The sequence below is a fragment of the Roseovarius pacificus genome (assembly GCF_900142665.1).
Classification (GTDB): Bacteria; Pseudomonadota; Alphaproteobacteria; order Rhodobacterales; family Rhodobacteraceae; genus Roseovarius; species Roseovarius pacificus.
The window spans coordinates 320099-346500 of record NZ_FRBR01000001.1 but is presented as its reverse complement, the minus strand read 5'-3'; the positions used below and the strand labels follow the sequence as shown (position 1 = coordinate 346500).

The 26402-nt window shown below is 64.0% G+C and carries 22 protein-coding genes and 1 tRNA gene; 19 read left to right on the top strand and 4 right to left on the bottom strand.

The features are described 5' to 3' along the window. Window positions 1-312 precede the first annotated feature (312 nt). The 11 genes from BUB53_RS01685 to BUB53_RS01635 all read left to right on the top strand — a co-directional run bounded on the left by BUB53_RS01685 (window position 313) and on the right by BUB53_RS01635 (window position 12843). The gene (locus BUB53_RS01685) at window positions 313-708 is read left to right on the top strand and encodes a VOC family protein (RefSeq protein WP_073031993.1); all 396 of its coding nucleotides are present in this window, start codon (window positions 313-315) and stop codon (window positions 706-708) included. 340 nt (window positions 709-1048) lie between these two features. Beyond that, window positions 1049-2752: a BCCT family transporter gene (locus BUB53_RS01680; RefSeq protein ID WP_073031990.1), complete on the top strand. Its 1704-nt coding sequence runs from the start codon at window positions 1049-1051 to the stop codon at window positions 2750-2752. An 87-nt stretch (window positions 2753-2839) separates the two neighbouring features. Continuing rightward, on the top strand, window positions 2840-4060 hold the full coding sequence (locus tag BUB53_RS01675; RefSeq protein WP_073031988.1) for an aminotransferase class V-fold PLP-dependent enzyme: 1221 nt from the start codon (window positions 2840-2842) through the stop codon (window positions 4058-4060). Between the two features lie 51 nt (window positions 4061-4111). Next, a complete protein-coding gene (locus BUB53_RS01670; protein ID WP_073033664.1) occupies window positions 4112-5533 on the top strand; it encodes a cryptochrome/photolyase family protein in 1422 nt (473 codons plus the stop codon). 78 nt (window positions 5534-5611) lie between these two features. After that, complete coding sequence (locus BUB53_RS01665) at window positions 5612-6820, top strand: SAM-dependent methyltransferase (protein ID WP_073031986.1); 1209 nt, start codon at window positions 5612-5614, stop codon at window positions 6818-6820. Further along, a complete protein-coding gene (locus BUB53_RS01660; RefSeq protein WP_084728789.1) occupies window positions 6820-7278 on the top strand; it encodes a TrgA family protein in 459 nt (152 codons plus the stop codon). Before BUB53_RS01665 ends, BUB53_RS01660 begins: the two co-directional genes overlap by 1 nt. Beyond that, window positions 7259-8395 (top strand): NUDIX domain-containing protein, encoded by a 1137-nt coding sequence (locus tag BUB53_RS01655; protein ID WP_084728787.1) that lies wholly within the window; start codon window positions 7259-7261, stop codon window positions 8393-8395. Before BUB53_RS01660 ends, BUB53_RS01655 begins: the two co-directional genes overlap by 20 nt. A gap of 56 nt (window positions 8396-8451) precedes the next feature. After that, window positions 8452-9483 (top strand): cysteine synthase A, encoded by a 1032-nt coding sequence (locus BUB53_RS01650; RefSeq protein ID WP_073031984.1) that lies wholly within the window; start codon window positions 8452-8454, stop codon window positions 9481-9483. After that, window positions 9480-11975, top strand: coding sequence for a DUF3772 domain-containing protein (locus tag BUB53_RS01645; RefSeq protein ID WP_084728785.1), 2496 nt, complete (start codon window positions 9480-9482; stop codon window positions 11973-11975). Before BUB53_RS01650 ends, BUB53_RS01645 begins: the two co-directional genes overlap by 4 nt. Further along, window positions 11975-12694 carry an alanyl-tRNA editing protein gene (locus tag BUB53_RS01640; protein WP_073031980.1) on the top strand — a complete coding sequence of 240 codons (720 nt, stop codon included), beginning with the start codon at window positions 11975-11977 and terminating at the stop codon, window positions 12692-12694. Before BUB53_RS01645 ends, BUB53_RS01640 begins: the two co-directional genes overlap by 1 nt. A gap of 59 nt (window positions 12695-12753) precedes the next feature. After that, a tRNA-Ser gene (locus BUB53_RS01635) sits at window positions 12754-12843 on the top strand. 403 nt (window positions 12844-13246) lie between these two features. On the opposite strand, the gene BUB53_RS01630 is transcribed toward BUB53_RS01635, so the two are convergent. From BUB53_RS01630 to BUB53_RS01620, 3 genes are read right to left on the bottom strand one after another with little or no spacing between them, the layout of a single operon-like run. After that, entirely contained in the window at window positions 13247-14860 is a 1614-nt protein-coding gene (locus BUB53_RS01630; protein ID WP_073031978.1) for a recombinase family protein, read from the bottom strand. Continuing rightward, window positions 14857-15270 (bottom strand): DUF2924 domain-containing protein, encoded by a 414-nt coding sequence (locus BUB53_RS23465; protein WP_073031975.1) that lies wholly within the window; start codon window positions 15268-15270, stop codon window positions 14857-14859. Before BUB53_RS23465 ends, BUB53_RS01630 begins: the two co-directional genes overlap by 4 nt. Beyond that, complete coding sequence (locus tag BUB53_RS01620) at window positions 15270-15560, bottom strand: DUF3489 domain-containing protein (RefSeq protein ID WP_084728783.1); 291 nt, start codon at window positions 15558-15560, stop codon at window positions 15270-15272. Before BUB53_RS01620 ends, BUB53_RS23465 begins: the two co-directional genes overlap by 1 nt. A gap of 179 nt (window positions 15561-15739) precedes the next feature. Here BUB53_RS01620 and BUB53_RS01615 point away from each other — a divergent pair, with 179 nt between their 5' ends. The 4 genes from BUB53_RS01615 to BUB53_RS01590 all read left to right on the top strand — a co-directional run bounded on the left by BUB53_RS01615 (window position 15740) and on the right by BUB53_RS01590 (window position 19598). Further along, complete coding sequence (locus BUB53_RS01615) at window positions 15740-17011, top strand: site-specific DNA-methyltransferase (protein ID WP_073031973.1); 1272 nt, start codon at window positions 15740-15742, stop codon at window positions 17009-17011. Continuing rightward, complete coding sequence (locus BUB53_RS01610) at window positions 16963-17565, top strand: DUF5681 domain-containing protein (protein ID WP_327213526.1); 603 nt, start codon at window positions 16963-16965, stop codon at window positions 17563-17565. Before BUB53_RS01615 ends, BUB53_RS01610 begins: the two co-directional genes overlap by 49 nt. Beyond that, window positions 17565-18125: a DUF5681 domain-containing protein gene (locus BUB53_RS01605; RefSeq protein WP_073031969.1), complete on the top strand. Its 561-nt coding sequence runs from the start codon at window positions 17565-17567 to the stop codon at window positions 18123-18125. Before BUB53_RS01610 ends, BUB53_RS01605 begins: the two co-directional genes overlap by 1 nt. 313 nt (window positions 18126-18438) lie before the next feature. Continuing rightward, a protein-coding gene (locus BUB53_RS01590) for an IS3 family transposase (RefSeq protein WP_143163107.1) occupies window positions 18439-19598 on the top strand; the annotation gives its coding sequence in 2 pieces (ribosomal slippage) (window positions 18439-18688 and window positions 18688-19598; 1161 coding nt in all). 94 nt (window positions 19599-19692) lie between these two features. Here the strand turns inward: BUB53_RS01590 and BUB53_RS01585 are convergent. Then, window positions 19693-20721, bottom strand: coding sequence for a hypothetical protein (locus BUB53_RS01585; RefSeq protein WP_073031961.1), 1029 nt, complete (start codon window positions 20719-20721; stop codon window positions 19693-19695). A gap of 465 nt (window positions 20722-21186) precedes the next feature. On the opposite strand from BUB53_RS01585, the gene BUB53_RS01580 reads away from it, so the two are divergent. From BUB53_RS01580 to BUB53_RS01565, 4 genes are all read left to right on the top strand, one after another. Beyond that, window positions 21187-22440: an imelysin family protein gene (locus BUB53_RS01580; protein WP_073031959.1), complete on the top strand. Its 1254-nt coding sequence runs from the start codon at window positions 21187-21189 to the stop codon at window positions 22438-22440. 124 nt (window positions 22441-22564) lie between these two features. Next, a complete protein-coding gene (locus BUB53_RS01575; RefSeq protein ID WP_084728781.1) occupies window positions 22565-24109 on the top strand; it encodes a di-heme oxidoreductase family protein in 1545 nt (514 codons plus the stop codon). Next, window positions 24109-25095, top strand: coding sequence for an imelysin family protein (locus tag BUB53_RS01570; protein ID WP_073031957.1), 987 nt, complete (start codon window positions 24109-24111; stop codon window positions 25093-25095). Before BUB53_RS01575 ends, BUB53_RS01570 begins: the two co-directional genes overlap by 1 nt. A gap of 3 nt (window positions 25096-25098) precedes the next feature. Continuing rightward, a complete protein-coding gene (locus BUB53_RS01565; protein ID WP_073031954.1) occupies window positions 25099-26172 on the top strand; it encodes a DUF1513 domain-containing protein in 1074 nt (357 codons plus the stop codon). The last annotated feature ends 230 nt before the right edge of the window (window positions 26173-26402 follow it).

Below are 26402 nucleotides of genomic sequence, written 5' to 3'. Positions count from 1 at the left end.
GTTTGATCGCCATCCCGCGGTCTGGCGATGCGCGGCTTGCATGGATGATGTGTCATCCCGCTCAGCGGCCATCGACATCGGATGAGGTCGTGGTTCGGATTGGGCCTGTGGAGGTCCTTTCCGGGCGCAACATGGCGGCCCGGCCTTGTAGTCCGGGCCGGGCATGGGGCCGGTGTGGTGGGGCGCTCAGGTGTTGCATGATCGCCCTGCGACCTGTTTGCACCCGGAGCCAAAGGGCGTATGCCGCGAGGGTGGGCGCCGGGGTGTTTCGATCTGCGGCGCGGAAACCGTGCACAGGCAAGGAGGCATCGCATGGCCAAGGCGATTCACAGCATGATCCGGGTTCTGGACGAGGCGCGTTCGGTCGCGTTCTACCGCAGGGCCTTTGGGCTGGAGGTGGCGGACCGGCTGGATTTCGACGATTTCACGCTGGTTTACCTCAGCAACGGCGAAACCGGGTTCGAGCTGGAACTGACGGTGAACAAGGGGCGCGATGAGCCCTATGATCTGGGCGACGGATACGGGCATCTGGCGTTTTCGGTGGACGATCTGGCCGCCGAACACGCGCGGTTCGAGGCCGAGGGGCTGGCCCCGCGCCAGATTGTCGAGTTCGCACCGGGCGGCGCGGTGATCGCGACTTTCTTTTTCGTCGCCGATCCCGACGGCTATCAGATCGAGGTCTTGCAGCGCGGCGGGCGGTACGGCTAGGGCGGGCCCGCCGGCGCGAATCCGTCAACCGGGGACGAGCCCGCGCGGATGATTCGCGGTTCGGTTGAAGGCCGCAAATTGTCACGCAGGTCGGATTCACACAAAAAGAAGCCGCAATTGGTTGCTTTTTCGGAAGGCCGCTTGTTACGCTCGGGCAATGAGAGCGAACAGGGCGGTACGCCTTCTCGTCATAAAATAAGGGAGTCCGGACGCTTGTTTGCGGCGATCCGGTAACACCAGGGAGCAACGGGCATCGCCCGGAGCGCGTGCAAAAGCGGGGCTTCCCCGACAGAAACGCGCCGGAATTCTCAGCCTGAGTTGCAGTATAGAGGGGACATACATGTCAGATGATACAACGAATCAGGGAATCCCTGCTCCGGAAGGGCATTCGGACCTGATCGACACCGATTACGAGATCGGTCAGGACAATATCGAAGCGAAAATCGGGCCTTTCGGGCTGGATATTCACAATCCCGTTTTTCTGATCTCGGGGCTGTCCATCGTCGCCTTCGTGTTCTACGCGCTGGCCTTGCCGGATCAGGCCAGCAACGCCTTCAGCTGGATGTTCTCGGCGGTGACCAAGGGGTTCGACTGGTTCTTCCTCGGCGCGGCGAACATCTTTGTGATTTTCTGCCTTCTGCTGATCGTCACGCCTTATGGCAGCGTGCGCCTGGGCGGGGCCGATGCGACCCCCGATTACAGCTATACCGGCTGGTTCGCGATGCTGTTCGCCGCCGGCATGGGCATCGGGCTGCTGTTCTTCGGGGTTTCGGAACCGATGAGCCATTTCTCGAGCTCGCTGGGCGGCACCGCCATGGAGGACGGTCTGCGCACGGACTGGGCCCCGCTGGGGGCCGCGGGCGGCGATGAAGCCGCGGCGCAACGCCTTGGCATGGCGGCCACGATCTTTCACTGGGGGCTGCACCCCTGGGCGATCTATGCGGTCGTGGCGCTGGCGCTGGCGCTGTTTTCCTTCAACAAGGGCCTGCCGCTGACGCTGCGTTCGGCGTTCTATCCGATTTTCGGCGAGCGCGTCTGGGGCTGGACCGGCCATATCATCGACACGCTGGCGGTGTTCGCCACGCTGTTCGGTCTGGCGACCTCGCTGGGCTTCGGCGCGGAGCAGACGGCCTCGGGGCTGACCTACCTGTTCGGCAGCGGCGATGCCGCCGAGGGCACGCGCGCCTTCATGGGCATCACCTATGGCAACAGCGAGGAAAGCGGCGTTGCGAACAATCCGCTGCTGCTGGTCATCCTGATTTCGGGCATCACCGCGGTGGCGCTGGTCTCGGTGGTGCGCGGCCTCGATGGCGGTGTGAAGGTGCTGTCGGAGATCAACATGGGGCTGGCGGCGCTGCTGCTGGTGTTCGTGTTCCTTGTCGGCGGGCCGATCTTTCTGATCACGCTGTTCTTCGACAGTCTCTGGGCCTATTTCCAGAACCTTTTCGCGCTGTCCAATCCGTTCGGGCGCGAAGACGTGAACTTCAGCCAGGGCTGGACGGCGTTCTACTGGGCGTGGTGGATCAGCTGGTCGCCCTTCGTGGGCATGTTCATCGCCCGCGTCAGCCGTGGCCGCACCGTGCGCGAGTTCATCATCTGCGTGCTGCTGATCCCGACGCTGGTCTGCGTTCTGTGGATGACCGTCTTTGGCGGCACCGCGCTGAACCAGGTGGTGGCGGACGGCTATGAAGGGGCGAAGAACGCGGCGCTGGAACTCAAGCTGTTCTACATGCTGTCGCAACTGCCGCTGGCGACCATCACCTCGGTCATCGGGATCATTCTGGTGGTGGTGTTCTTTGTCACCTCGTCGGACTCCGGGTCGCTGGTGATCGACACGATCACCGCGGGCGGCAAGGTGGATGCCCCGGTGGCGCAGCGCGTGTTCTGGTGCATCTTTGAGGGCGCGGTGGCGATCGTGCTGCTGATCGGGGGCGGGCTGGCGTCGCTCCAGTCGGCGGTGATCTCAACCGGGCTGCCGTTCACGCTGGTTCTGCTGGTCATGTGCTATGCCATCTGGCGCGGGCTGGCCTCGGAAAAGCGGTAAACGCCGCCACGGACGATTGAAAGGGCTCCGGGGCTTGTTCCCCGGAGCCTTTTGCATTTCAGTGGGCCCGGACCGGCAGGAGGGACCATGACACTCGATATTGATTTCGTGCGGGCGCAGTTTCCCGCCTTCGACGAGCCGACATTGCAGGATCAGGCGTTTTTCGAGAATGCGGGCGGGTCCTATACCTGTGCGCCGGTGATCGCGCGGCTGGAGCGCTATTACCGCCAGCGCAAGGTGCAGCCCTATGGCCCCTACGAGGCCAGCCGCCTGGCGGGCGAGGAGATGGACGAGGCGCGCACCCGGCTGGCGGCGCTGATGGGCGTGGCGACCGATGAGCTGAGTTTCGGCCCCTCGACCACACAGAACACCTATGTTCTGGCGCAGGCCTTTCGCCAGTGGATGAGCCCCGGCGAGGCGATCATCGTCACCGATCAGGATCACGAGGCCAATTCCGGCCCGTGGCGGCGGCTGGCCGACGAGGGCATCGAGATTCGCGAGTGGCGGATCGACCCGGAAACCGGTCTGTTGCGGCTGGAAGACCTCGAGTCGCTGCTGGACGAACAGGTGCGGCTGGTGTGTTTCCCGCATTGTTCCAACGTGATCGGCGCGATCAATCCGGTGGTCGAGATCACCGCCGCCGCCCACGCGGCGGGCGCGTTCGTCTGCGTCGATGGCGTGAGCTATGCGCCGCACGGGGTGCCGGACGTGGGCGGCATGGGGCCGGATATCTACCTGTTTTCCGCCTACAAGACTTATGGACCGCATCAGGGGATCATGGTGATCCGGCGCGAGCTGGGCAGCCTGTTGCCCAATCAGGCGCATTTCTTCAATGGCGACGTGCTTTACAAGCGGTTCACCCCGGCGGGGCCGGATCATGCGCAGGTGGCGGCCTGTGCGGGGATGGCCGATTATGTCGATGCGCTGGCCGACCGTCACGGGATCGGCGGCGACGCATCCGAGCGCGGGCAGGGGGTGCACGATCTGATGCGCGCCCATGAGGAGGAGCTGTTGCAGCCGCTTCTGGATCATCTGAAAGGGCGCAATGCCGTGCGCCTGCTGGGGCCGGACGTGGCGGCGCAACGCGCGCCGACGGTGGCCGTGGCGCTGAACCGCCCGGCAATCGAAGCGGCGGCGGACCTGGCGGACTGGGGGATCATGGCGGGGGGCGGCGATTTTTATGCGGTGCGCCCGCTCAAGGCCCTGGGGATCGACCGGAACAAGGGCGTGCTGCGGCTGAGTTTCGTGCATTACACCCGACGGGAGGAGATCGACAAGCTTCTGAATGCGCTGGACGACATTCTTTGATCCGGTCCCGATGACAGGCCGTAACATGCCTGAATGACCGAAGGGGCGGATATGAGGGACGGTAAGGCGACGATCCTGTGGCTGCGGCGCGATCTGCGGCTGAGCGATCATCCCGCGCTGGTGGCGGCGATTGCGCGCGGCGGGCCGGTGGTGCCGGTCTTCATCCTCGATCCGCTGAGCGAAGGGCTGGGCGCCGCGCCGAAATGGCGTCTGGGGCTGTCGCTGGCCGATCTGGGCAAGCGGCTGGAGGCGGCGGGCAGCCGCCTGATCCTGCGCCGGGGCGATCCGTTGCAGGTGCTGCGCGATCTGGTGGCCGAGACCGGGGCAGGGGCGGTGTACTGGTCGCGCGCCTACGATCCCGACAGCGTCGCGCGCGATACCAGGGTGAAGGCGGGGCTGAAAGCCGATGGGCTGGAGGCGGAGAGCCATGTCGGGCATCTGCTGTTCGAGCCGTGGAGCGTCGAGACAAAGACCGGCGGGTTTTACAAGGTCTATACGCCGTTCTGGACGGCGGTGCGCGAGCGCGGCGTTCCTGCGCCCGAATCTGCCCCCGCGCGCATCCCGGCGCCGGAGGCGTGGCCTGTGAGCGATGCGCTGGACGACTGGCAGTTGGGCCGCGCCATGAACCGGGGGGCCAATGTGTGCCTGCCCTGGCAGCGCGTCGGGGAAGAGGCGGCGCAGGGGCGTCTGGGTGCGTTCATGGGCGCGGCGATTGCCGGGTACGGGGAGCAGCGCGATATGCCGGGGGTCGAGGGCACCTCGGGGCTGTCGGAGAACCTTGCGCTTGGGGAAATCTCGGTCCGGCGGTGCTGGCATGCGGGCCAGCGCGCGATGGACGAGGGCAAGGCGGGGGCCGAGACATGGCTGAAAGAGCTGGTCTGGCGCGAGTTCGCCTATCATCTGGCATGGCACACGCCGCGTATTGTCAGCGACAACTGGCGCCAGGAATGGGCGGCGTTTCCGTGGAACGAGGATAAGGACCATCCGCATGTGATCGCGTGGAAACAGGGGCGCACCGGCATTCCCTTTGTCGATGCGGCGATGCGCGAGATGTATGTCACCGGGCGGATGCATAACCGGGCGCGGATGATCGTGGCCAGCTACCTGACCAAACATTTGCTGTGCCACTGGCGGATCGGGCAGGCATGGTTCGAGGACTGCCTGACCGACTGGGACCCGGCCAGCAACGCGATGGGCTGGCAGTGGTGTGCCGGGTCGGGGCCGGACGCAACGCCCTATTTCCGGGTGTTCAACCCCGAAACGCAGGCCGCAAAGTTCGACCCCGAGGGCACATATCGGCGGCGCTGGATCGCCGAAGCGTATCGTCAGCCGAGCGAAACCGCGCTGTCCTATTTCGAGGCGATCCCGCGCAGTTGGGGGCTGAGTGCGAGGGATGACTATCCCGATCCGGTGGTCGGTGTGACGGAGGGGCGCGCCCGTGCGCTGGACGCCTATGAGCGCCGGGGCTTTTGATGCGGGCGCGAAAATCCTTGCGTGACGGGGGTTTCGCGACCTAGCCTTGTTGCAATGCAACAGGGACGGACCGGAACCATGATCCTGACGGAGACCGGCGGACAGGAGGGCCTGCCGCGCTATTTCGAGCAATGTTTCGCGGCGGCGAAAAACCTGAAACAGGGGCGTCTGGACATCCGCCTGCCCGATGGGCGCGTTTTCAGGGCGGGGGGCACGGCCCCCGGCCCGGTGGCGGACATCGCGGTGCATCAGGGCGATGTCTTTGCCCGGATGGTGCGCGAGGGGTATCTGGGATTTTGCGACGCCTATCTGGAGGGCTGGTGGAGCACGCCCGACCTGCAATCCTTCATGGATCTGGTGAACGCGGATAACGACGAGATGTATAACAGCTATCCCGGTCAGGTGATCGCGCAGTTCTACGAGAAAATCCGGTTCTGGTTGCAGCGCAACACCAAGGCGCAGGCGCGCAGGAACATCAGCTATCATTACGATCTGGGAAATGAGTTCTACAGCCTGTGGCTGGACGATACGATGACCTATTCCAGCGCGCTTTTCGAAAGCGGGCAGGAGAGCCTGGAAAAGGCGCAGATCGCGAAATACGCCAGCATGGTCGATCAGATGGGGGCGCAACCGGGCGATCATGTGCTTGAGATCGGCTGCGGCTGGGGCGGGTTCGCCGAATATGCCGCCGCCGAGCGGGGGCTGAAGGTGACGGGGCTGACCATCAGCCAGGAGCAGTTCGATTACGCGCAGGCGCGCATCGCGAAGGCCGGGCTGTCGGACCGGGTGGAGTTCCGCTTGCAGGATTACCGCGACGAGACGGGCCTTTATGACGGGATCGCCAGTATCGAGATGTTCGAGGCGGTCGGTCAGCAATACTGGCCGGCCTATTTCACGACGGTGCGCGAGCGTCTGCGCCCCGGCGCGCAGGCCACCTTGCAGATTATCACCGTGGCCGATCACCGCTGGGACGCCTATCGCAAGGGGGTGGACTTCATCCAGAAGTACATTTTTCCGGGCGGGATGCTGCCCAGCCCGGCGGTGTTGCGCGCCGAGGTGGAAAAGGCCGGGTTGCAGGTGCGGCGCTCGGTCGAGTTCGGGCAGAGCTACAGCCAGACCCTGCGCCGCTGGCACGAGACATTCAACGCGAAATGGGACGATGTGGCGCGCCTTGGCTTTGACGAGCGGTTCCGCCGGATGTGGAATTTCTATCTGACCTCTTGTGCGGGAGCGTTCCAAGGGGGTAATTGCGACGTGACACAGATCACGATTGCAAGGCCGTCCTGATGCCGCTGACAGACAACATGCCGACGATGGGCCGCCTTGTGGCGGCGATCCTGCTGGGGGCGGCCGGGTGGCTGGTTTCGGACCTGATCCGCCCGCTGATGCCCGAGGGCACGGATTTCGGGATGTTCAATTTCGTCAATGCCGGGCTGGGAATACTGGTGGGCTGGCGCGTGGTCGGCAAACGGCTGGGCCGGGGCTATCCCAACGCGCTGAGCGCGGGGCTGACCGGCGCGGTGGCGCTGGTGTTCTGGGGGCTGTTCGTCCAGAGCCTGAACGAGATGCTGGCCATGGCGCTGGACCGGCGCTTTACCGGGTTGATGCAGGCGATCAACGCCATGTTCAAGATCATGACGGAATACGCGCTGGTTCTGGTCGATGCGCAGGTGATCGGAGCGCTTGTGATCGCCGGTCTGGTGACCGGGCTGATCGGTGAGTGGGTTGCGCGGCGTTGGTCATGACGTGACGGGCGCGCTGTTCCTGTGCGGACCCCTGGCGTGGGCCCCGGTGCTGGACATCGTTGCGGGGCAGGCCGGTGCGCTTGGCGCGCAGGCGGCCGAACTGCCCGGATATGCGCTGAAAACCGATGACAGGACGTGTTTCCCCGCGCTGGTGGCGCGGGAGGGGCATTCGGCGGCGGGGCTGCTGGTGCGGGATGTCCCGCCGGAGGTTCTGACGCGGCTGCGGTTTCTGGCCGGGGGGCTGGGCGCCGAAGAGGTGGGGGCCGAAACGGCGGAGGGGGCCGGGGCCATCTGTTTCGTGACACCGCACGCGCCCGAGGCGGCGCGGGACTGGACATTCGGAGACTGGCAGCCCCGCTGGGGCGGGATCGCGCAAGCGGCCTGTGCCGAGGCGATGGGGTATTTCGGGCGCAAGACCCCAGAGGAACTGGCGTGGCGGATGCCGATGATCCTGTCCCGTGCCGGGGCGCGGGTGGCTGCGGCCACGGGGGTGCCCGCCGATCTGCGCAGCGCGACCGGGGCGGACAGGGTCGAGGTCGATCATGTCGAGACCCCGCATGAAGGGTTTTTCCTGACGCGGGATTATGCGCTGCGTCATCCGCAATTCGGTGGCGGGCAGAGTGCTCTGCTGCGGCGCGAGGTTTTCGTGGTCAGCGATGCGGCGATCGTGCTGCCCTACGATCCGCGCACCGACCGGGTGCTGTTGGTGGAACAGTTCCGCATGGGGCCGTTCGGGCGCGGCGATCCGCGGCCCTGGGCGCTGGAGCCGGTGGCGGGGCGGGTGGATGCCGGGGAAACCCCGGAGGACACGGCCCGTCGCGAATGCGCTGAGGAGGCCGGGCTCGATCTGCATCGGCTGGAAAGGATTTCCAGCCATTATTGCTCGCCGGGGTGTTCGACGGAATATTTCCATTTGTTTTTGGGGCTGTGCGATCTGCCTGAGGAAAAACGCGGCATGGGCGGGCTGGACAGCGAAGCGGAAGATATCCGCACGCATGTCATCCCCTATGCGCGCGCCATGGACCTGTTGCGCAGTGGCGAGGCCGATAACGGCCCGCTGATCATGTGCCTGATGTGGCTTTCAATGGAACGTGATCGGTTGCGGGGGATTGCTTGAGTTCCCCTGTCGCGGGGGCTAAATCTGTGGGGATGATTTGACAAGGAGCACGGGCAATGCGCATCGCGAAGGATCTGGCCGAGGCCGTAGGACATACCCCCCTGATCCGGCTGCACCGGGCCAGCGAGGAAACCGGGTGCGAAATTCTGGGCAAGGCCGAGTTCATGAATCCCGGCCAGTCGGTCAAGGACCGTGCCGCGCTTTATATCATCCGTGACGCGGTGGCGCGCGGGGAACTGAAGCCGGGCGGCACCATCGTGGAGGGCACGGCGGGCAATACCGGGATCGGTCTGGCGCTGGTCGGGGCGTCTCTGGGCTTCAAGACGGTGATCGTGATTCCCGAAACCCAGAGTCAGGAAAAGAAGGACATGCTGCGCCTCGCGGGGGCAGACCTGGTTCAGGTGCCTGCCGCACCTTATTCAAATCCCAACAATTTTGTTCGTTATTCTGAACGTCTGGCCGAAGAGCTTGCCAAAACCGAACCAAACGGGGCGATCTGGGCCAATCAGTTCGACAATGTCGCCAACCGTCAGGCGCATATCGAAACCACCGGCCCGGAAATCTGGGAACAGACCGGCGGCAAGGTGGACGGATTCATTTGCGCCTGTGGTTCGGGCGGAACTCTGGCAGGGGTTGCCATGGCCTTGCAGCCCAAGGGCGTGAAGATCGGGCTGGCCGATCCGATGGGGGCAAAGCTCTATTCCTACTACACCACCGGCGAATTGGAGGCCGAGGGCACCTCCATCGCCGAGGGGATCGGACAGGTCCGCATCACCCGCAACCTCGAAGGGTTCACCCCCGATTTCGCCTGCCAGGTGCCCGACGAAGAGGCGCTGCCCATCGTGTTCGACATGCTGGAAAACGAAGGGCTTTGCATGGGGGCCTCGACCGGGGTGAACGTGGCCGGGGCGATCCGCATGGCCAGGGAAATGGGGCCGGGCCATACCATCGTGACCGTGCTGTGCGATTACGGCACGCGCTATCAGTCGAAACTGTTCAATCCCGATTTCCTGCGCGAAAAGGGCCTGCCGACCCCCGGCTGGCTGGATCAGGCCCCGCGCAGCATTCCCGGAGTGTTCGCTGAATGACAGGCCCGTTGCGCCGGAGTCTGGCTGCATTTGCCATCGTTGCGCTGGCTGCGCTGTTCGGCGGCGCAGGGACGCAGGGCGCCTTTGCGCAGGAGCAGGCGGAGATTTCGGGCCAATCCGAAAACTCCGCCCCGGATTACGACGCCTGGGAAAGAACGGCGGCACGGGCCGAGGAGGTGATCGAAGAGGCGCAGGCCTCGATCCCGGCGCTGGAGGATTTGCGCGAGGAACTGACGCGGTGGCGCGAACGGTTTCAGGTCGCGCAGAACGTCAATGCCAGCACCATCGCCACCGTTCAGAGGCAGCTCGATGCGCTTGGCCCCGCCCCCGAGGGCGGCCAGGAATCCGCCGAGATCGCCGCGCAGCGCGACGAGTTGAACGCGCGGCTGGCCAATCTTCAGGCGCCGGCGAAACGCGCGGAACTGGCGCATAGCCGGGCCGACGGGCTGGTCAAGGGGATCGACCAGATCATGCGGGACCGGCAGACCGAAAAGCTGCTGGATCTCGGGCCGTCCCCGGCCAACCCGGTGCATTGGCGGGCGGGGGTTTCGGCGCTGATCGAGGCCGCGGACGGGGTGCATTCGGAAACGCTGGCGATCTGGAGCAGCCCGACACAGCGTGAAGAGGCGCTGGCGGCCCTGCCGGTCTCGGCCATTCTGGTGGTGGTCGGGGCGATTCTGGTGGCGCGGGGGCGCAAGTGGAGCCGCCGCCTGACGCGGCGCATTCTGAGGGATCGCGAAAGCGCCGGGCGCTGGATCGCCGGTTTCATGGTGTCGCTCGGCAGTTTCGTTCTGCCGTTCGTCGGGCTGATGTTCCTGGCCGGGGCGGTGTATATGACCGGCCTTGTGGGCACGCGGATGGACCGGGTGTTCGAAACCGCGCTCGAGGCGGCGCTGGTCTTTCTCGTGGCGCGGTGGCTGGCGACGCAGATTTTCCCGACCGACGACATGCGCGCCCCGCCTTTGAGCCTGGAGGGCGACGCCCGCCGGGCCGGGCGGTGGTACGGGGCGTTGCTGGGCCTGGCCATGGGGCTGCATCATTTCCTGGATTCGATGGGCGAAACGTTCGGCTGGTCCGAGGCGGCAGGCAATGTGATCCTGTTCCCGCTGGTGGTGGTGGCCGCGCTGTTGTTGTGGCGGCTTGGGCGGTTGTTGCTGTTGCACACCGCCGAATCCGCCGAGGATACCGGCGAGGAAACCTATCGCGCGCGCATGACCCGGCTGCTGGCGCGCACCCTTGTCGCGCTGGCCGTGGCGGCGCCGGTTCTGGCCGCTGTCGGCTATGTCGGCCTGTCGACGTTCCTGTTGTTCCCGTCGGTGCTGTCGCTGATGGTGCTGGCGGCGCTGGTGGTGCTGCAACGCGTGGTGGTCGAGCTTTATGCCCTGCTGAGCGGCAATCGCGAGGGCGCGGCGGATTCGCTGATTCCGGTGCTGGTGGGCTTTGTTCTGGTGCTGTTGTCGGTGCCGGTCTTCGCGCTGATCTGGGGCGCGCGGGTGACGGACCTGACCGAGCTGTGGACGCAGTTCGTGGAAGGCATCACCATCGGCAACACGCGCATTTCGCCCACGATCTTCCTGACGCTGGCCATCGTGTTCGTGATCGGGCTCGTGGCGACGCGGCTGTTGCAGGGAGCGCTGAAGAACAGCGTTCTGCCGAAAACCAAAATTGATCCCGGCGGGCGCAATGCCATCGTGTCGGGGGTGGGTTATATCGGCATCTTCCTGGCGGCGCTGATCGCCATCACCAGCGCGGGCATCGACCTGAGCAGCCTTGCCATCGTCGCCGGTGCGCTGTCGGTCGGGATTGGTTTCGGCCTTCAGAACATCGTGTCGAACTTCGTGTCGGGCATCATCCTGCTGATCGAGCGCCCGATCTCCGAGGGCGACTGGATCGAGGTGGGCGGTCAGCACGGGACGGTGCGCGATATCTCGGTGCGCTCGACCCGGATCGAGACGTTCGACCGCACCGACGTGATCGTGCCCAATGCGGATTTCGTCAGCGGGACGGTGACGAACTATACCCGTGGCAACACGGTGGGCCGGGTGATCGTTTCGGTGGGCGTGGCCTATGGCACCGATACCCGCCGGGTCGAGGAGATCCTGCTGGACATCGCCAAGGCGCATCCGCTGGTTCTGATGAACCCCGCGCCTTACGTGGTGTTCCAGAAATTCGGGGCCAGCTCGCTGGATTTCGAAATCCGGGCCATTCTGCGCGACGTGAATTTCGTGCTGAACGTCAAATCGGACATGAACCACGAGATCGCCCGCCGCTTTGCCGAGGAAGGGATCGAGATTCCATTCACGCAACAGGATATCTGGCTGCGCAATCCCGAGGTTCTGACCGGGGCCGCCGCGGCGAAGGATATGGACGATACGGCCGAGCAGGGCGTCCGCCCGCCCGATGACGAGACACCCGCCGCGGCGCATATGACGCGCGATGACATCCCCGACGCGGAGGATGGCGGCGAGCCGGACGGCGGGGACGGGCGGTAATGACGCAGGCCCTGTTTCGTGACGATCCGTATCTGCGCGACGGTGAAGCGCAGGTCGTGGCGCACACGCCCGAGGGCGGCGTCGTTCTGGACCGGACGGTGTTTTATCCCGCGGGTGGCGGGCAGCCGGGCGACAGCGGGCGGCTGGACTGGCCGGGCGGCGCGATGGAGGTGGCGACGGCGGTGAAGACCGAAGAGGGCGGGATCGCGCTTGTCCCCGCCGGGCCGCAGGGCCTGCCCCCGGTCGGCCAGAGGGTGACGCAGCGGCTGGACTGGGCGCGGCGGCACGGGCATATGCGGGTCCATACGGCGCTGCATCTGCTGTCGGTGGTGATCCCCCTGCCGGTCACGGGCGGGGCGATCACGGCGCGCAAGGGGCGGCTGGATTTCGACATGCCCGATGCGCCCGAAAACAAGGATATGCTGGACGCGGCGCTCAACGATCTGGTGGATCGCGACCTGCCGGTGCGTGAGGACTGGATCAGCGATGCGGAACTGGCCGCCAATCCGGGCCTGATCAGGACCATGTCGGTCGCGCCGCCACGCGGGACGGGCAAGGTGCGGCTGGTGCGGATCGGGCAGGGGGCGGAGCAGGTCGATCTGCAACCCTGCGGCGGCACCCATGTGGCGCGCACCGGCGAGATCGGCCGCCTGCGCCTTGGAAAGATCGAGAAAAAGGGCCGCCGGAACCGCCGCGTCTATCTTCATCTGGACGATTGAGCGCGGGGCGCAGAAAGCTCTTGAACTGCCGGTAAGGCCAGCGTTAAAGAGGGCGCCACGGAGAGGTGGCCGAGTGGTCGAAGGCGCACGCCTGGAAAGTGTGTAGGCGGGAAACCGTCTCCAGGGTTCGAATCCCTGTCTCTCCGCCACGCACCCCCGCAATAAGTCTCCGGCTTTGTAACGGTCTTGCAAGCGCCCGTAACAGGGAACTTTTTCCGAGCCTATCGCTATCTACCGCCCTTTACAAAGCGGCGTTTCGCGGCGTTTCGCGGCTATTCGTCGGCGCGGTCTCTGCTCGCGTTGAGGCAGGGTGAGTTTGCGATTAACAGGGAATTTTTCCGAAATTCGTTCCAAAAACAGGTGCGTGAGAGCGGAGCGCCGACGCGTGTCTGATAAAAAGAGCGTAATTCCAGTGCCTTATTATCCCGGAAACCCACTTTCCTGTTCCGGTTGATAACAGGTGCTTTGAGCGCGGTATCAGGCCGTTTTGTACGCGATATCAGGGCTGATCGGAGGCCATAACAGGCGCCCGGAGAATGATCGCGATGCGTTTCAGGACGCGCGAGGCGATCCGAAGATTCGCTTCTGCTCGGACCAGGACAGGGGCAATTCCGAATCCATCAGGGCGGCGAGGGTCATGTGTCGCGGCTGACGCCCCTGGAGGATGGCGCGCTGGAGATCGGGCGCCAGGAATGCGAGCCGTATGAGGCGACGTCGATAGGGTGCGGTGGGGGCTGCATTGATGGTCTGTGATCCATCGGCGGCGGTGTCGAGCATCTGATGCGCGTTGCGAAGCGCGCGGATCAGGACCGGATCGGGCTTTGGCGCATCGGGCGCTCCGGCGAGAATCTCGCTTTTTCCGGAGCGCGTGCGCAGGCGCGCGGGCAGCGTGAGGCGCAGGCAGGTGTGATCGGTGGGATCGGGCTCTGCGATCTCGTCCTCAATCAAGTTCGGACGGATTGTGCGGAGCAGGCGCAGAGGCAGGGTGAGGTCGAGATGTTCCCGATGCACTTCGACGCGGGTGACGAGGTAAAGGGAGGCATCGAGTGCGTCTGGCAGCAGGCGCTTCAGCGTTTGGTCCAGCAGAGCTTCGAGTACGTCCGCAGAAACCCGTCGCGGCGCTGGCTCACGTCCGTCACGTGCCTCGCGCGGTCCGCCTTGCTGCATGTTAGCCGAGACATAGTAGCGATAGAGCCTGCGGTTGCGGCCATAGGAAAAGGTGGGCGACATCGGTTGCCCGTCGATGTCGAAGATGCGCCCCGTGAGGGGGGATGCCGCGGTTCGATCACGGCTCCGCCTGCGGCGGCGGACATTTGCATCGAGGCCGGTTTGTACGGCCCGGAACAAGTCCGGGTCGACGATGGCGGCATGCTGGCCAGGGTATGTGGTGTCTCGATGCGGAATCTCGCCGAGGTAGAGCCGGTTGCGTAGGAGATGGAAGAGGGCGCCGCGGCTGAAGGGGTGCCCGCCCACTCTTCGTCCGGCAGCGGTGGTCCGGGTCTTCGAGACGATGCCGGCTTGCCGCAGGCGCTGCTGCAGGGCATGGACGGACCCGAGTTCGAGATAGGCGGTGAATATCTGCCGGACGAGATCCGCCTCGCCGGAGTTGACCACGAGCACGCGGCTGCCTTCGACTGGCAGGTCGTAGCCGAGCGGGAGGTTGCCTCCCATCCACAGGCCCTTCTTCTTTGATGCCTCGATCTTGTCGCGGATACGTTCCCCGGTGATCTCGCGCTCGAACTGGGCGAAGGACAGAAGCATGTTGAGCGTGAGACGGCCCATGCTGGAGGTGGTGTTGAAAGATTGGGTTACGGAGACAAAGCTGACCTCGTGTCGCTCAAATATCTCGACCATGCGGGCAAAGTCGGCCAACGAGCGAGTGAGACGGTCGATCTTGTAGACCACGACGATATCGACGCGACCAGCGCGGATATCGCCGATCAAGCGCTGCAGGGCAGGGCGCTCCATCGTGCCACCGGAATGACCGCCATCATCATAGAGGCTGGACAATGCCTTCCAACCTTCGCTTGACTGGCTCTTCACATAGGCGGCACAGGCTTCGCGCTGTGCATCGAGCGAGTTAAATTCCTGATCGAGACCGTCCTCGGAGCTCTTGCGGGTGTAAAGCGCGCAGCGGCGGCGCGGGGGACGGGAAACGGGGGTCATACAGAAGACTCCCGTAGGCCAAAGAAGCGGGGACCATTCCAGCGAGTTCCGGTTGCGGCACGTGCGACAGCCGAAAGGCTGGGCCAGAGCTGACCGTTCCAGTGAAAGCCGTCGGACTGGACCACCACCTCGATACGCTTTCCCTGCCAGTCCCTGCGCAGGATTGCGCCCGTGCCAAGCTGCTGCCCCTCGGGCACCGTCGGCCTCCGACCCCGCAGCTTGCGGCGGGTGTCGTGGTCGAGTCCGCCAAGATGCTGTGCCTGCAGCCGCCACGCCAGCAACAAGCGCAGCAAGTCAGGTGATCTGAGTTTGGGGGGCTCCCCAAAATGGGAGCGCCAGATGGCGCGAAGGGCCTCGAGGTCAAGGCTTGTCAGAGCCTCGACCTGCGTTTCGATCTCAGCCGCCCGCATCAGGACACGGGCCCTGTGCGATAGCGACGAATGCCTTCGTACTTCTCAGATATGACAACGAGGCCCTTGCGCTTGAGGGCGCCGGCCATCGCGCCGCGCACCGAATGTGCCTGCCAGCCAGTGACGGCGCAGAGCTCCTCGATCGAGGCGCCTTCCGGGCGGGTAAGCAGGTCGGTGACCAGTGTCAGTTTGGTGGCGCCCTTGCGCGGACCCTGGGGTGATTGTGGCGCATTCGGCCGCGAGGATTTGAAGGCGTCGGGGTCGGTCTTGCGGGTGGTTTTGTGGGTCATGATGTGATCTCCGGTCTATGCGGCGGGAAAATCCGCCGGTACCGGCCCGAGCCCGGAGGGTCCGGGCGTGGCCCCAGAAACGCTCCGTTCGCGTCGGAAGTCCAGCGTCGAAATGGCTTGCCCGCGTACTGTGGGATGCCTACCCTCGAAACACGTGATGGGATGGCGGAGGATCGAGTTTGGCAGAGGGAATTGAAGATCAACGCGACCTGGCGGTATGCTACCGACCGCTGACGGACCTGAAGCCGGATCCGCGCAACGCGCGCACGCATCCGAAGCGCCAGATCGACCAGTTACAGGCTTCGATGAGAGAGTTTGGCTTCACCAATCCCATCCTCGCCGATCCCGAAGGGGGCATCATCGCCGGACACGGAAGACTGATCGCTGCCCGCGCCTTGGGGATGACGGAGGTCCCGGTGATCGAACTGTCGGGCCTGACGGATGCGCAAAAGCGGGCGCTGCGGCTGGCGGACAACAAGATCGCGCTCAATGCGGGCTGGGATCTCGAGATCCTGCAGCTGGAGCTGGCCGAGCTGTCCGCGATCGATGTCGACATCGATCCGACACTTACCGGCTTCAGCACCGGGGAGATCGACGTGATCGTCGACGGTCCCGATGACCCGGAGGACGAGGTGGTCCCGGCCGTGCCCGTCACGCCCCGCGCGCGGCCCGGTGACATCTGGGTGCTGGGCGAGCACCGGATCGGCTGTGGTGACAGCCGTGATACGGCATTCCTCGAGCGGGTGGTCGGTAAAGGTGCGCAGATTGACGCGGCGTTTCTGGATCCGCCCTACAACGTACGCATCAGCGGTCACGCGAACGCGAAAGGGCGGCATCGCGAGTTTGCGATGGCGTCCGGAGAAATGGACGACGACGAGTTCCGTGCGTTCCTTGAGGCGACGCTCGGCGCCGCCGCGCAAGTCTCGCGCGAGGGTGCCGTGCACTTTGTCTGCATGGATTGGCGGCACATGGATGACGTTGCCGCAGTCGGCAGGAAGGTCTATGGTGCGCGGCTGAACCTGTGCGTCTGGAACAAGTCAAATGCGGGTATGGGTTCACTCTACCGCTCGAAGCACGAACTGGTGTTCGTTTATCGTGTCGGTGACGCATCGCATCTCAACATGGTGGAACTCGGAAAGCATGGCCGCAATCGGACCAATGTCTGGGATTACGCCTCGGTCAACTCGATGAAGGGAAGCCGGCGAGAGGACCTGGTGCTGCACCCGACGGTGAAGCCGACGGGGCTTGTGGCTGATGCGTTGCGGGACGTGACGCGCCATGGCGATCTTGTGCTCGACACGTTCCTCGGCTCGGGCACGACGCTGATCGCGGCGGAACGCATCGGGCGCCGCTTCCGCGGTATCGATATCGATCCGGCCTACGTCGATGTGGCCATCGAACGGTGGTCGGCACTGACCGGGCGGGAGCCGGAACTGGAGACGGCCCCGTGAGCGGGTCGGGCACACGGGATACACGGGGTCAGTTCCGGAAAGGAACAAGTGGCAACCCAAAGGGGCGCCCGAAAAAGCCTGTGACCCTACGCAGTTCGCCGTTCGACGTAGTGGTCGATCGAGAGTTGACGATCACCCGCAACGGCCAACCGCGCACGATCACGATGGAAGAGGCGCTGCAGCATCGCACTTACCAGGACGCGCTGGCTGGCAAACGGATGGCGGAACGGGAGGTGTTGAAGTGGATCGAGAAGCGGGAGGACTGGTACCGGCGTCATGCGCCAGATACCTCACGCGATAAAGTGGAATTTAAGATGTCGCCGAGTCCGGACAATGCGAAGGAGGCTTTGGAGGTCCTTGGAATCGTGAGCCGCGACGAACGTTTCGACGAAACGGATACGTATGCTCCGCGACAACTTCTGGAGCCGTGGGCGGTGCAGGCCGCTTTTGATCGGCGGAGAGGTGTCGCTCCGTTGACGGACACCGAGATTGCTTCCATCCGGCGCTGCACGCGCAATCCGGATACCTTGCGTTGGCCAAAGGAGCGGTCTTGATGTCCGGAAACTCCGATGAAGAGGGCATTGGATACGGTCGTCCACCGACGTCTACGCGCTTCACGAAAGGCCAAAGCGGCAATCCGAAGGGCCGGCCCAAAAACCGGTTTAGGGAAGCGCCTTACGAGTCCGTTCTTGGGCAGATGGTGACCATCCGAGAAGATGGCGAGGAACGGCGCATCACCGCGGCGGAAGCCTTTCTTCTGCGCCTGGCGAAGCGGGGCCTCGAAGGCAATGGACCGGCAGCACGTGACACCATGAACGCCATCGAGAAGACCACGCGCACGAAGACGGATGATATGATGAGACCCAAGACGATCGTCCTTGTGTCCGTCGCACCTGGTAGCGTGAACGAAGCGTTGGTGCCACTCCGGATGGCCAAGAAGCTTGATCCTTATCGCCCAACGGCGCGGATGATGCTCGAGCCTTGGATCGTAGAGGCTGCCCTTGAGCGGTTTGGCGACAGGCGTCTCACACGCGCCGAGCAGGAGACCGTGGTGAAGGCCACCCGTACACCGTATAAGGTGGCATGGCCGGATTGGTGGGAGGTAAGGCCGTGATGAGTGGCTGCGCGCCTTCGGCGGGCGGCCTCGATCAGGTTCAAACGTCGCGATCCGAAATGTCGGAATTGTCTCGCATAACCACTCAGGCTCATAACCTGAAGGTCGCAGGTTCAAATCCTGCTCCCGCAACCAAAAACTTCCAGTAATATCAGATCGTTAAACGACGCTCCGGCGTCTCTTCCCGTCATGCCGTTTCCTGCGTGAAGTATGCTGGAAGCAGCCCGACGCGAAAGGCGATCGGAGTTGACCTGCCCCCCGCGAGATCCCTCAGTCTGATGTAGAGTCTGCTCAACCGCGAAGGAGCAGACGAATGAGGAAGAGCCATTTCACCGAGGCGCAGATAATCGGGATGATCAAGGAGCAGGAGGCGGGCCTGCCAACAGCTGAGGTGTGCCGCAGGCATGGCCTCAGCCCAGCGACGTTCTACAAGCTGAAAGCCAAGTATGGCGGCATGGAGGTTTCCGAGGCCGCCAGGCTGAAGGCGTTGGAAGATGAGAACGCCAAGCTCAAGCGCCTGCTGGCCGACACGATGCTCGACAATGTCGTCCTGAAGGATCTTCTGGGAAAGAACTGACGACATTGACCAGGCGGCGAGAGGCAGCGCTCAGGGCCATGCGGGATCATGATATCTCGCAACGCCGGGCCTGCCAGCTTGTCGGTGTCGATCCCAAAACGGTCCGGCGCACACGCCCGCCGGACTGCCCCAAGATCCGCGAGGAAATGAAGGAGATCGCCGGGAAGCGGCGCCGGTTCGGTTATCGCCGGATCGGTATCCTGCTCGAGCGCAAGGGCATGCTCATGAACCACAAGAAGCTCTATCGGCTCTACCGGGAGGAAGGGCTGTCGGTGAAGCGACGGCGCGGGCGCAAGCGGGCCCGTGGGTCACGCACGCCGATGCCGGGGGCGGCACATCCCAATGCCCGTTGGTCGCTCGACTTCTTGGCGGACAGCGTCGGTGCCTCGCGCAAGTTCCGCATTCTGGCGGTGATCGACGATTGCTGCCGGGAGAACCTGTGCCTGACTGCCGACACCAGCATCTCGGACGCCCGTGTCGCCCGCGAGCTGGATGCGCTGGTGCGGATCTACGGAAAGCCCGGCTGCATCGTCAGCGACAACGGCACGGAGTTCACCAGCCGCGCCATCCTGAAGTGGGCCGACAAGAACGAGGTGCCCTGGCATTACATCGATCCGGGCAAACCGCAGCAGAACGCCTTCATCGAAAGCTTCAATGGCAGCCTGCGCGACGAGCTCTTGAACGAGGAAATCTTCGATACCCTGGACGACGCCCGCCGGAAGCTGGCGCTCTGGCGCTATGATTACAACGCCGTCAGACCGCACTCATCCTTGGAAAACAAGACGCCGCTCGAAGCGCGCCGGACGCTTGCGCAATTTGAGGGCTCCGCGCCCGGCGCGCTTGCCCAGAACGACCGCTCACACTACCAATCTCAAACCCGCAGACTCTCGTTATGAACGAGGGACCCAAAGGGGGCAGGTCAGAGTGTGGATTCGTGTGATTTGTCCGGCCCGGCGAAGGCTCCGGGCCGGATCGGTTGGCTGCTCGGTTTCAGAATTCGTAGACCAGCAGCGTGCCGATGGTGTTGCTGTCGACGCCGTCTTCGCGACCCCAGCGATAGGCGAGGGCGCCGCTCAAGCCGTCGGCCAGGTCCATTTCGGCAGTGACCGTGGCCAGGCGGTCGGTGGGGGCGGTGTCGATGTCGCGCACCGAATAGGTGCCCGACAGGGTGATCCGTCCAACCGGAACGGCTGCGCCGAGCGTATAGTACCTTGCCGAATTTCTGGTCCCGTCGAATTTGTCGAACCACGCGATCTCTGCCAGCACTTCCCACGGGACCGATCCGGTATCGAAACTGTGGGTCAGGCCGAGCACCACGCCCGTCTGATCCGCGACATCGCCCTGTCCGCCTTCCTGATGCTGGACGCCGAAATTGTACCCCGTGGCACCGAAGTTGCCTGACAGGGTGACGCTGTAGGACTCGGGGGAGCTGGTGTTCGATACACCCCCGGCGGCAAGGTTGGTCTGCCCGCGTTCGCGGCCCAGAGAGTTGGAAAGCAGCGACCGGTCGGCGTTGAACATGGCGAAGGACAGGGTGTGTTCGCCGCCATGGGCCGTGATCGGGATGTTGATGCCGACGCCGATCTTTTCCGTGATCTCGTAGTCTTCGGCGAAATCCGCGCCATAGATGCCCGGCGCCAGATCCCAGGCTGCGCCGAAGGCCGGGTTGAACTTACCGAGAACCACCTCGGCCCCGCCAAAATCGTGCGACAGGAACAGTTCCTCGACATAAAGCCCGTGATCCTCGAAAAACCGGTCGTCGGCGGGGTCGAGAACGGGTTCGAAGACAAGGCCGGCATTGATCGATGTGCTTTCGGCCAGGGCAAAGGACAGGCCTGCGCCGATCGTGACATAGGTATCGCTCAACTCAGCCGCCGGATCATCGGAATCGAATGTGTAGTCGTTCGCGATTTCTATCGCGAATTCCGCCGAAAAGCGGCTGCTGCCGCCTTCCTGTGCCATGGCGGCCGTGGATGCGGCGGAAAGCAGCGCCACGGATGCCGGAACCAATCGTTTCATGTCTGTCCTCTTTTATATCTGAAAGCCGGATGAGTGCTGCACCGGGGGCCGGGCCTGTGTCGGCATCGGGGCATTCCGGGCGGCACTGACAAGGGGCGTCTGCAGCGATTGCGACTTGAGTTTTCGTGGGGCTGGCCGTTGCGGCAGGGCGTGAGCCTGTCGCGACAGTTGGCTGTAAGTATATTCCTGAGTTATTTCGTGCGAAAAGTCAACGGATCACCGTTTTTGCACCAAAATTGTGAAAGATGAATGTATTTCAAATAGTTGCGAAGTATCCATTAAGTGGGTGCGATTGAGGTAAATGCATCATGAGCGGGGCTTTCTGGAAGTCGCTTTAATTCCGATAAAAAAACTCGCCATTTACATTTCTGATTTATTTAATCAGGATTGTGCGCGAGTCGATGAGCGCTGGCGTCGGGACGACCAGCTTCATCGTCCGTCACGCAAACAACAGGACCAAATCCAATGAAACGAACGATGACCGCAATCGCGCTTGGCATGGCTGCGAGCCCGGCACTCGCGGACAAGGCCGCGGTGCTCGATACCTATGCGGATATTGCACAGGCGGGATACGAGGACAGCCTGATCAAGGCGCAGGAGTTGAAGGCGGCAGTGGAGGCGTTGCTGGCCGATCCGTCGCCCGATACGCTTGCTGCGGCGCGCACGGCCTGGCTGGAATCGCGGGTGCCTTACCAGCAGACCGAGGCCTATCGTTTCGGCAATGCCATCGTTGACGATTGGGAGGGCAAGGTGAACGCCTGGCCGCTTGACGAGGGGCTGATCGATTATGTCGATGCGACCTATGGCGGGGCGACGGACGAAAACCTGTATGCGGCCCTGAATGTCGTGGCCAATCCGGCATTCACGTTGTCGGGTGTCGAGATCGATGCGTCCGAGATTACGCCCGCGCTTCTGGAAGACCAGCTTCACGAGGCCGACGCTGTCGAGGCGAATGTCGCCACCGGGTATCACGCCATCGAATTTCTTCTCTGGGGGCAGGATCTGAACGGCACCGAGCCGGGGGCCGGAAGCCGTGTGTGGACGGATTACGCCCTGGACGATGCATGCACCAATGGCAATTGTGACCGGCGGGGCGAATATCTTCAGGCCGCGACCGATCTTCTGATTTCCGATCTGGAATGGATGGCCGCGCAGTGGACCGACGATGGCGAAGCGCGCACCACCCTGATGTCGAACGAGGATGCCGGTATCGTGGCGATGCTGACCGGGATGGGCAGCCTGTCTTATGGCGAGCAGGCGGGCGAGCGTATGAAGCTGGGTGTTATGCTCAACGATCCCGAGGAAGAGCATGATTGCTTCTCGGACAACACGCATAACAGCCACTACTATGACGGTCTTGGCATTCGCAACGTGTATATGGGGGAATACGTGCGGATCGACGGATCGGTCGTGTCGGGCCCGAGCCTGTCCGAACTGGTGGCCGAAGCCGATGCCGATGTGGACAGCGCCCTGCGCGCCGATCTCAATCAGACCATGATCGAACTGGGGCAGATCAAGGCCGCTGCCGAAGCCGGATTTTCCTATGATCAGATGCTGGCGCGCGGCAACGCGGCGGGCGAAGACCTGATCATGTCGGCGGTCAACGCTCTGGTCACACAGACCCGGTCGATCGAACGGGCGGTTTCAGCGCTCGGTCTCGATCAGATCGGCTTTGAAGGGTCGGACAGCCTCGACAATCCTGACGCGGTGTTCCAGTAACCCGATAACACCCTCCGGGGCGGTCCGGTCACAGGTTCCGCCCCGCAGGCCGTATGGTTCCGACTGGCTGTTTGACGCGCGGCGGCTGAATGAAAACCCGAAACATGTATTGGGATACCAGCCCATGACCCGACGATATTTCGCCATTGCGCTGTGCGTTGTGGCAAGCACCGCGTCCGCAGACCTGTCCGAATTGCGCGATCTGCACCTCGACGTCATCCCCCGCACGGCGGACGAAACCGCCCGCATTGCCAGGGTAACGGCGCCGACGCCCGATTTTACGGTGGCGGAGACGTTCGAAACCAATCCGGGCGGCGCGGCGACGGTTCGTGCCCGCAGCGATGCCGATGCATTTTCACAGGCCTCGGGCAACATGAGCTTCGAGGGCGAGCTGAATTTCAAAGTCGGCAACGGGCTGTTCAGAAAGCTCTGGGTGTCGTCGCCGTCCTCGACCATGGCATCGGACGGTCTGGGGCCGCTTTACAATGCGCGGTCCTGCCAGCGTTGTCATCTCAAGGACGGGCGCGGGCATCCGCCCGATGGCCCGGAAGACAGTCCCGTGTCGATGTTTCTGCGTATCTCGGTTCCGGCGGCGTCGGACAGTGCCATGGAGGAGATCGAAGCGTTCCTCGACTCGATTGGCGACACGACGCCGCGCACCCGGCCCGATCCGGTCTATGGGGGCCAGATTCAGGATTTCGCGACCGCCGGTCATACCGCCGAGGGCCGCATGCAGATCGACTATGAGGAAATCGAGGTAGCGCTGTCGGGGGGCGAAAACGCGATGCTGCGCAAGCCCAATTACAGTCTGGCCGATCCCGCCTATGGGGCGCCGCATCCCGAGGCGATGCTGTCGCCGCGCGTGGCGCCCCAGATGATCGGCCTTGGCCTGCTCGAGGCGATCCCGGTTGAAGACATCCTGAGTCATGCGGACCCGGACGATGCCGATGGCGATGGCATATCGGGCAGGGCGCAGATCGTGTGGTCGGTCGAACACGAGGTGCCGATGCTGGGCCGTTTCGGCTGGAAGGCGGGCATGGCGACGGTCAAGGAGCAATCCGCCAGCGCCTTTGCGGGCGATATCGGCATTTCCAATCCGCTTTTTCAGGCCCCTTCAGGGGATTGCACGGAAGCGCAGGAGGCCTGCATCGCGGGGCCGCATGGTGATGGCGATGCGCGCAGGTGGGAAATCGATGCCGAGGGGCTGGACCTGGTCTCATTTTACAGCCGGAACCTTGCCGTTCCCGCCCGTCGGGATGTGGACGATCCGCAGGTGCTGCGCGGCAAGCAGGTGTTTTACGACACGGGCTGCGTTGCGTGCCATACGCCGAAATTCGTCACGCACAGGCTCGACAATCAGCCCGAGCAGAGTTTTCAGCTGATCTGGCCTTATACCGATCTGCTGTTGCACGATATGGGTCCCGGTCTGGCCGACAACCGCCCCGAGGGGCGCGCCAGCGGTCATGAATGGCGCACCGCGCCGCTGTGGGGAACGGGGTTGACCGAACAGGTCAATGGCCACAGTTATTTCCTGCATGACGGGCGCGCGCGATCCCGGCTCGAGGCGATCCTCTGGCATGGTGGCGAGGCGCAGGCGGCGCGTGATAGCGTGGTCGGGATGCCGCCCGAGGACCGGGCCGCCCTGATCCGATATCTGGAGAGCTTGTGATGCGTTTTTTCCTTGTCGCGGTTTTGTCCTGTCTTGCACTGCCGGCTGTGGCGGATGTGCAGGCCGTTTTGCAGGACCATGTTCAGCCCCGTATCGACAGGTTTGCCCAGGAAACGGACGAACTGGCCGAAGCGGCGAGCGCGGATTGCACCGCGACGGGGCTGCGCCCGGCGTATCAGGACGCGTTCGATGCGTGGATGGGGGTATCGCATCTCAGCTTCGGCCCGCTGGAAGACGAGGGGCGCATGCTGGCCATCGCCTTCTGGCCGGACAGCCGGGGGATGGTGGCGCGTGCCCTGTCCTCGCTGGTGGCGGATCAGGACCAGATTGTGCGGACTCCCGAGGGCTTTGCCGAGGTTTCGGTCGCGGCGCGGGGGCTCTTTGCGCTGGAGCGGCTTCTTTATGACGACGATTTCTCGGGCTATGGCGCACAGGAGTACGAGTGCACGCTTGTGCGGGCGATTGCGCGCGATCTCGCCCGCATGGCGGCTGCCGTGAATCGAGACTGGGACGATTTCGCCAAAACGATGCTGACCGCGGGGCAGGGCGGCAACACCCGGTTTCTGACCGAGCGCGAGCCGCGCCTTGCGCTCTATACCGCGTTGATGACCGGGCTGGAATTCACCGAGGACCAAAGGCTGGGCAGGCCGCTTGGCACGTTCGAGCGTCCGCGCCCCAATCGGGCCGAGGCCCGGCGCTCGGGGCGCAGCCTGCGCAATGTCGTTCTGTCGCTCGAAGCGCTGCGCGACCTTGCGCGCACCCTGTCCGCCACGCCGATCCCGCGCAGCGAGGCCGCCTTTGACGAGGCACTGGAAACCGCCAGACGGATCGAAACGCCGGATCTGGCCTCTGTGGCCGATCCGTCCACGCGCATCCGGGTCGAGGCGCTGCAACAGCGCATCGGCGATATCCGCGAGACCGTCGCGGCGGAAATCGGTGCGGCGCTTGGCCTGTCGGCGGGTTTCAATTCAATGGATGGAGACTGAACCATGCATCGCAGAACCTTTCTGACCATGCTTGCCGCGGGCACGGCGCTGCCTCAGGCCACCTGGGCCGATGCGGGCAATCCCGCCCTCCTTGCGGCGGCGCGTGATCGCAATGGCGATTTCGCGCTTTATGGTCTGTCCGCCAGGGGGCAGGATGTTTTCAGGATCGCGTTGCCGACGCGCGGGCATGCGGCGGCGGTGCACCCGACCGCACCCGAGGCGGTGGCTTTTGCCCGCAGGCCCGGTACTTTTGCACTGGTCATAGATTGCGCCAGCGGCGATGTGGCCGCCCGGCTCGAAGCCCCAAGGGGGCGGCATTTCTACGGGCATGGCGCGTTCATCGAGGGCGGTGATATCCTGTGCACCACCGAGAACGCCATCGACAGCGGCGAAGGGCGGATCGGCCTTTGGGCGCGTGGTGACGGGTGGCGCAGGATCGGTGAAATGCCAACCCATGGTATAGGCCCGCACGAGGTCGTGCGCCTTCCCGGCGATATTCTGGCTGTCGCCAATGGCGGGATACGGACCCATCCCGATCACGGGCGTGAAAAGCTGAACCTCGACACCATGTGCCCCAGTCTTGTCTATCTCGGGGCGGATGGCCGGTTGCTTGAGCAAGTCATGCTGCCCGAGGACTTGCGGCATTGTTCGATCCGCCATCTGGCCGCCGCGAACGGCACGGTCGCCTTTGCGATGCAATGGCAGGGCGATACTGCCGAGCCCGTGCCTCTTCTGGGGCTGCATCGCCGGGGGGAAGACCCGGTGTTATGCGAGCCTCCGCTTGTTGAGAGCCTTGCGATGCAAGGGTATGCGGGCTCGGTCGCCTTTGACGGGGCGGGGGCGCGCGTTGCGATAACATCGCCGCGCGGCGGATTGTTTCAGATATTTGATACCAGCGGGCAGTTCCTGCAGTCCCTTCGCCGCCCGGATGTCTGCGGAATAGCACCGGCTGACGAAGGCTTCCTCGTCACGGACGGTCTGGGCGGGGTATTCGGCGCCGACAAATCGTTGCACGCGCTCGCATCTCTGCCCCGTGCCTGGGACAACCACCTGGTGGCGATGGCCGACCTGGTTTAACGCCTGCCGCTCCGATCCGGACGCGTTGGCGACCCCCGTGAGCGGCTTTGTCAGATGCGCAATGCTCTCGCAGGCAGGTATCGGAGGCAAATCAACCCGAACCAGCCGTCAGCGACGTTTCCCTGTCGCTCGCAACGGTAAGCGGCCCGAGGGATATGGGATTGGAACTGCTTTTGTTGAATGCTGACTCGTGCGGTGCGGCGCCCGACCGATCCCGGAAGAGCAAAACA

What these genes read in the sequence shown, in the direction of transcription:
- BUB53_RS01565 (WP_073031954.1), top strand. Translation starts at nt 25,099, where the DNA reads ATGCATCGCAGAACCTTTCTGACCATGCTTGCCGCGGGCACGGCGCTG.
- BUB53_RS01680 (WP_073031990.1), top strand. Translation starts at nt 1,049, where the DNA reads ATGTCAGATGATACAACGAATCAGGGAATCCCTGCTCCGGAAGGGCAT.
- BUB53_RS01630 (WP_073031978.1), bottom strand. Translation starts at nt 14,860, where the DNA reads ATGACCCCCGTTTCCCGTCCCCCGCGCCGCCGCTGCGCGCTTTACACC.
- BUB53_RS01620 (WP_084728783.1), bottom strand. Translation starts at nt 15,560, where the DNA reads ATGACCCACAAAACCACCCGCAAGACCGACCCCGACGCCTTCAAATCC.
- BUB53_RS01670 (WP_073033664.1), top strand. Translation starts at nt 4,112, where the DNA reads ATGAGGGACGGTAAGGCGACGATCCTGTGGCTGCGGCGCGATCTGCGG.
- BUB53_RS01665 (WP_073031986.1), top strand. Translation starts at nt 5,612, where the DNA reads ATGATCCTGACGGAGACCGGCGGACAGGAGGGCCTGCCGCGCTATTTC.
- BUB53_RS01640 (WP_073031980.1), top strand. Translation starts at nt 11,975, where the DNA reads ATGACGCAGGCCCTGTTTCGTGACGATCCGTATCTGCGCGACGGTGAA.
- BUB53_RS01580 (WP_073031959.1), top strand. Translation starts at nt 21,187, where the DNA reads ATGAAACGAACGATGACCGCAATCGCGCTTGGCATGGCTGCGAGCCCG.
- BUB53_RS23465 (WP_073031975.1), bottom strand. Translation starts at nt 15,270, where the DNA reads ATGCGGGCGGCTGAGATCGAAACGCAGGTCGAGGCTCTGACAAGCCTT.
- BUB53_RS01575 (WP_084728781.1), top strand. Translation starts at nt 22,565, where the DNA reads ATGACCCGACGATATTTCGCCATTGCGCTGTGCGTTGTGGCAAGCACC.
- BUB53_RS01650 (WP_073031984.1), top strand. Translation starts at nt 8,452, where the DNA reads ATGCGCATCGCGAAGGATCTGGCCGAGGCCGTAGGACATACCCCCCTG.
- BUB53_RS01605 (WP_073031969.1), top strand. Translation starts at nt 17,565, where the DNA reads ATGTCCGGAAACTCCGATGAAGAGGGCATTGGATACGGTCGTCCACCG.
- BUB53_RS01685 (WP_073031993.1), top strand. Translation starts at nt 313, where the DNA reads ATGGCCAAGGCGATTCACAGCATGATCCGGGTTCTGGACGAGGCGCGT.
- BUB53_RS01585 (WP_073031961.1), bottom strand. Translation starts at nt 20,721, where the DNA reads ATGAAACGATTGGTTCCGGCATCCGTGGCGCTGCTTTCCGCCGCATCC.
- BUB53_RS01660 (WP_084728789.1), top strand. Translation starts at nt 6,820, where the DNA reads ATGCCGCTGACAGACAACATGCCGACGATGGGCCGCCTTGTGGCGGCG.
- BUB53_RS01570 (WP_073031957.1), top strand. Translation starts at nt 24,109, where the DNA reads ATGCGTTTTTTCCTTGTCGCGGTTTTGTCCTGTCTTGCACTGCCGGCT.
- BUB53_RS01645 (WP_084728785.1), top strand. Translation starts at nt 9,480, where the DNA reads ATGACAGGCCCGTTGCGCCGGAGTCTGGCTGCATTTGCCATCGTTGCG.
- BUB53_RS01675 (WP_073031988.1), top strand. Translation starts at nt 2,840, where the DNA reads ATGACACTCGATATTGATTTCGTGCGGGCGCAGTTTCCCGCCTTCGAC.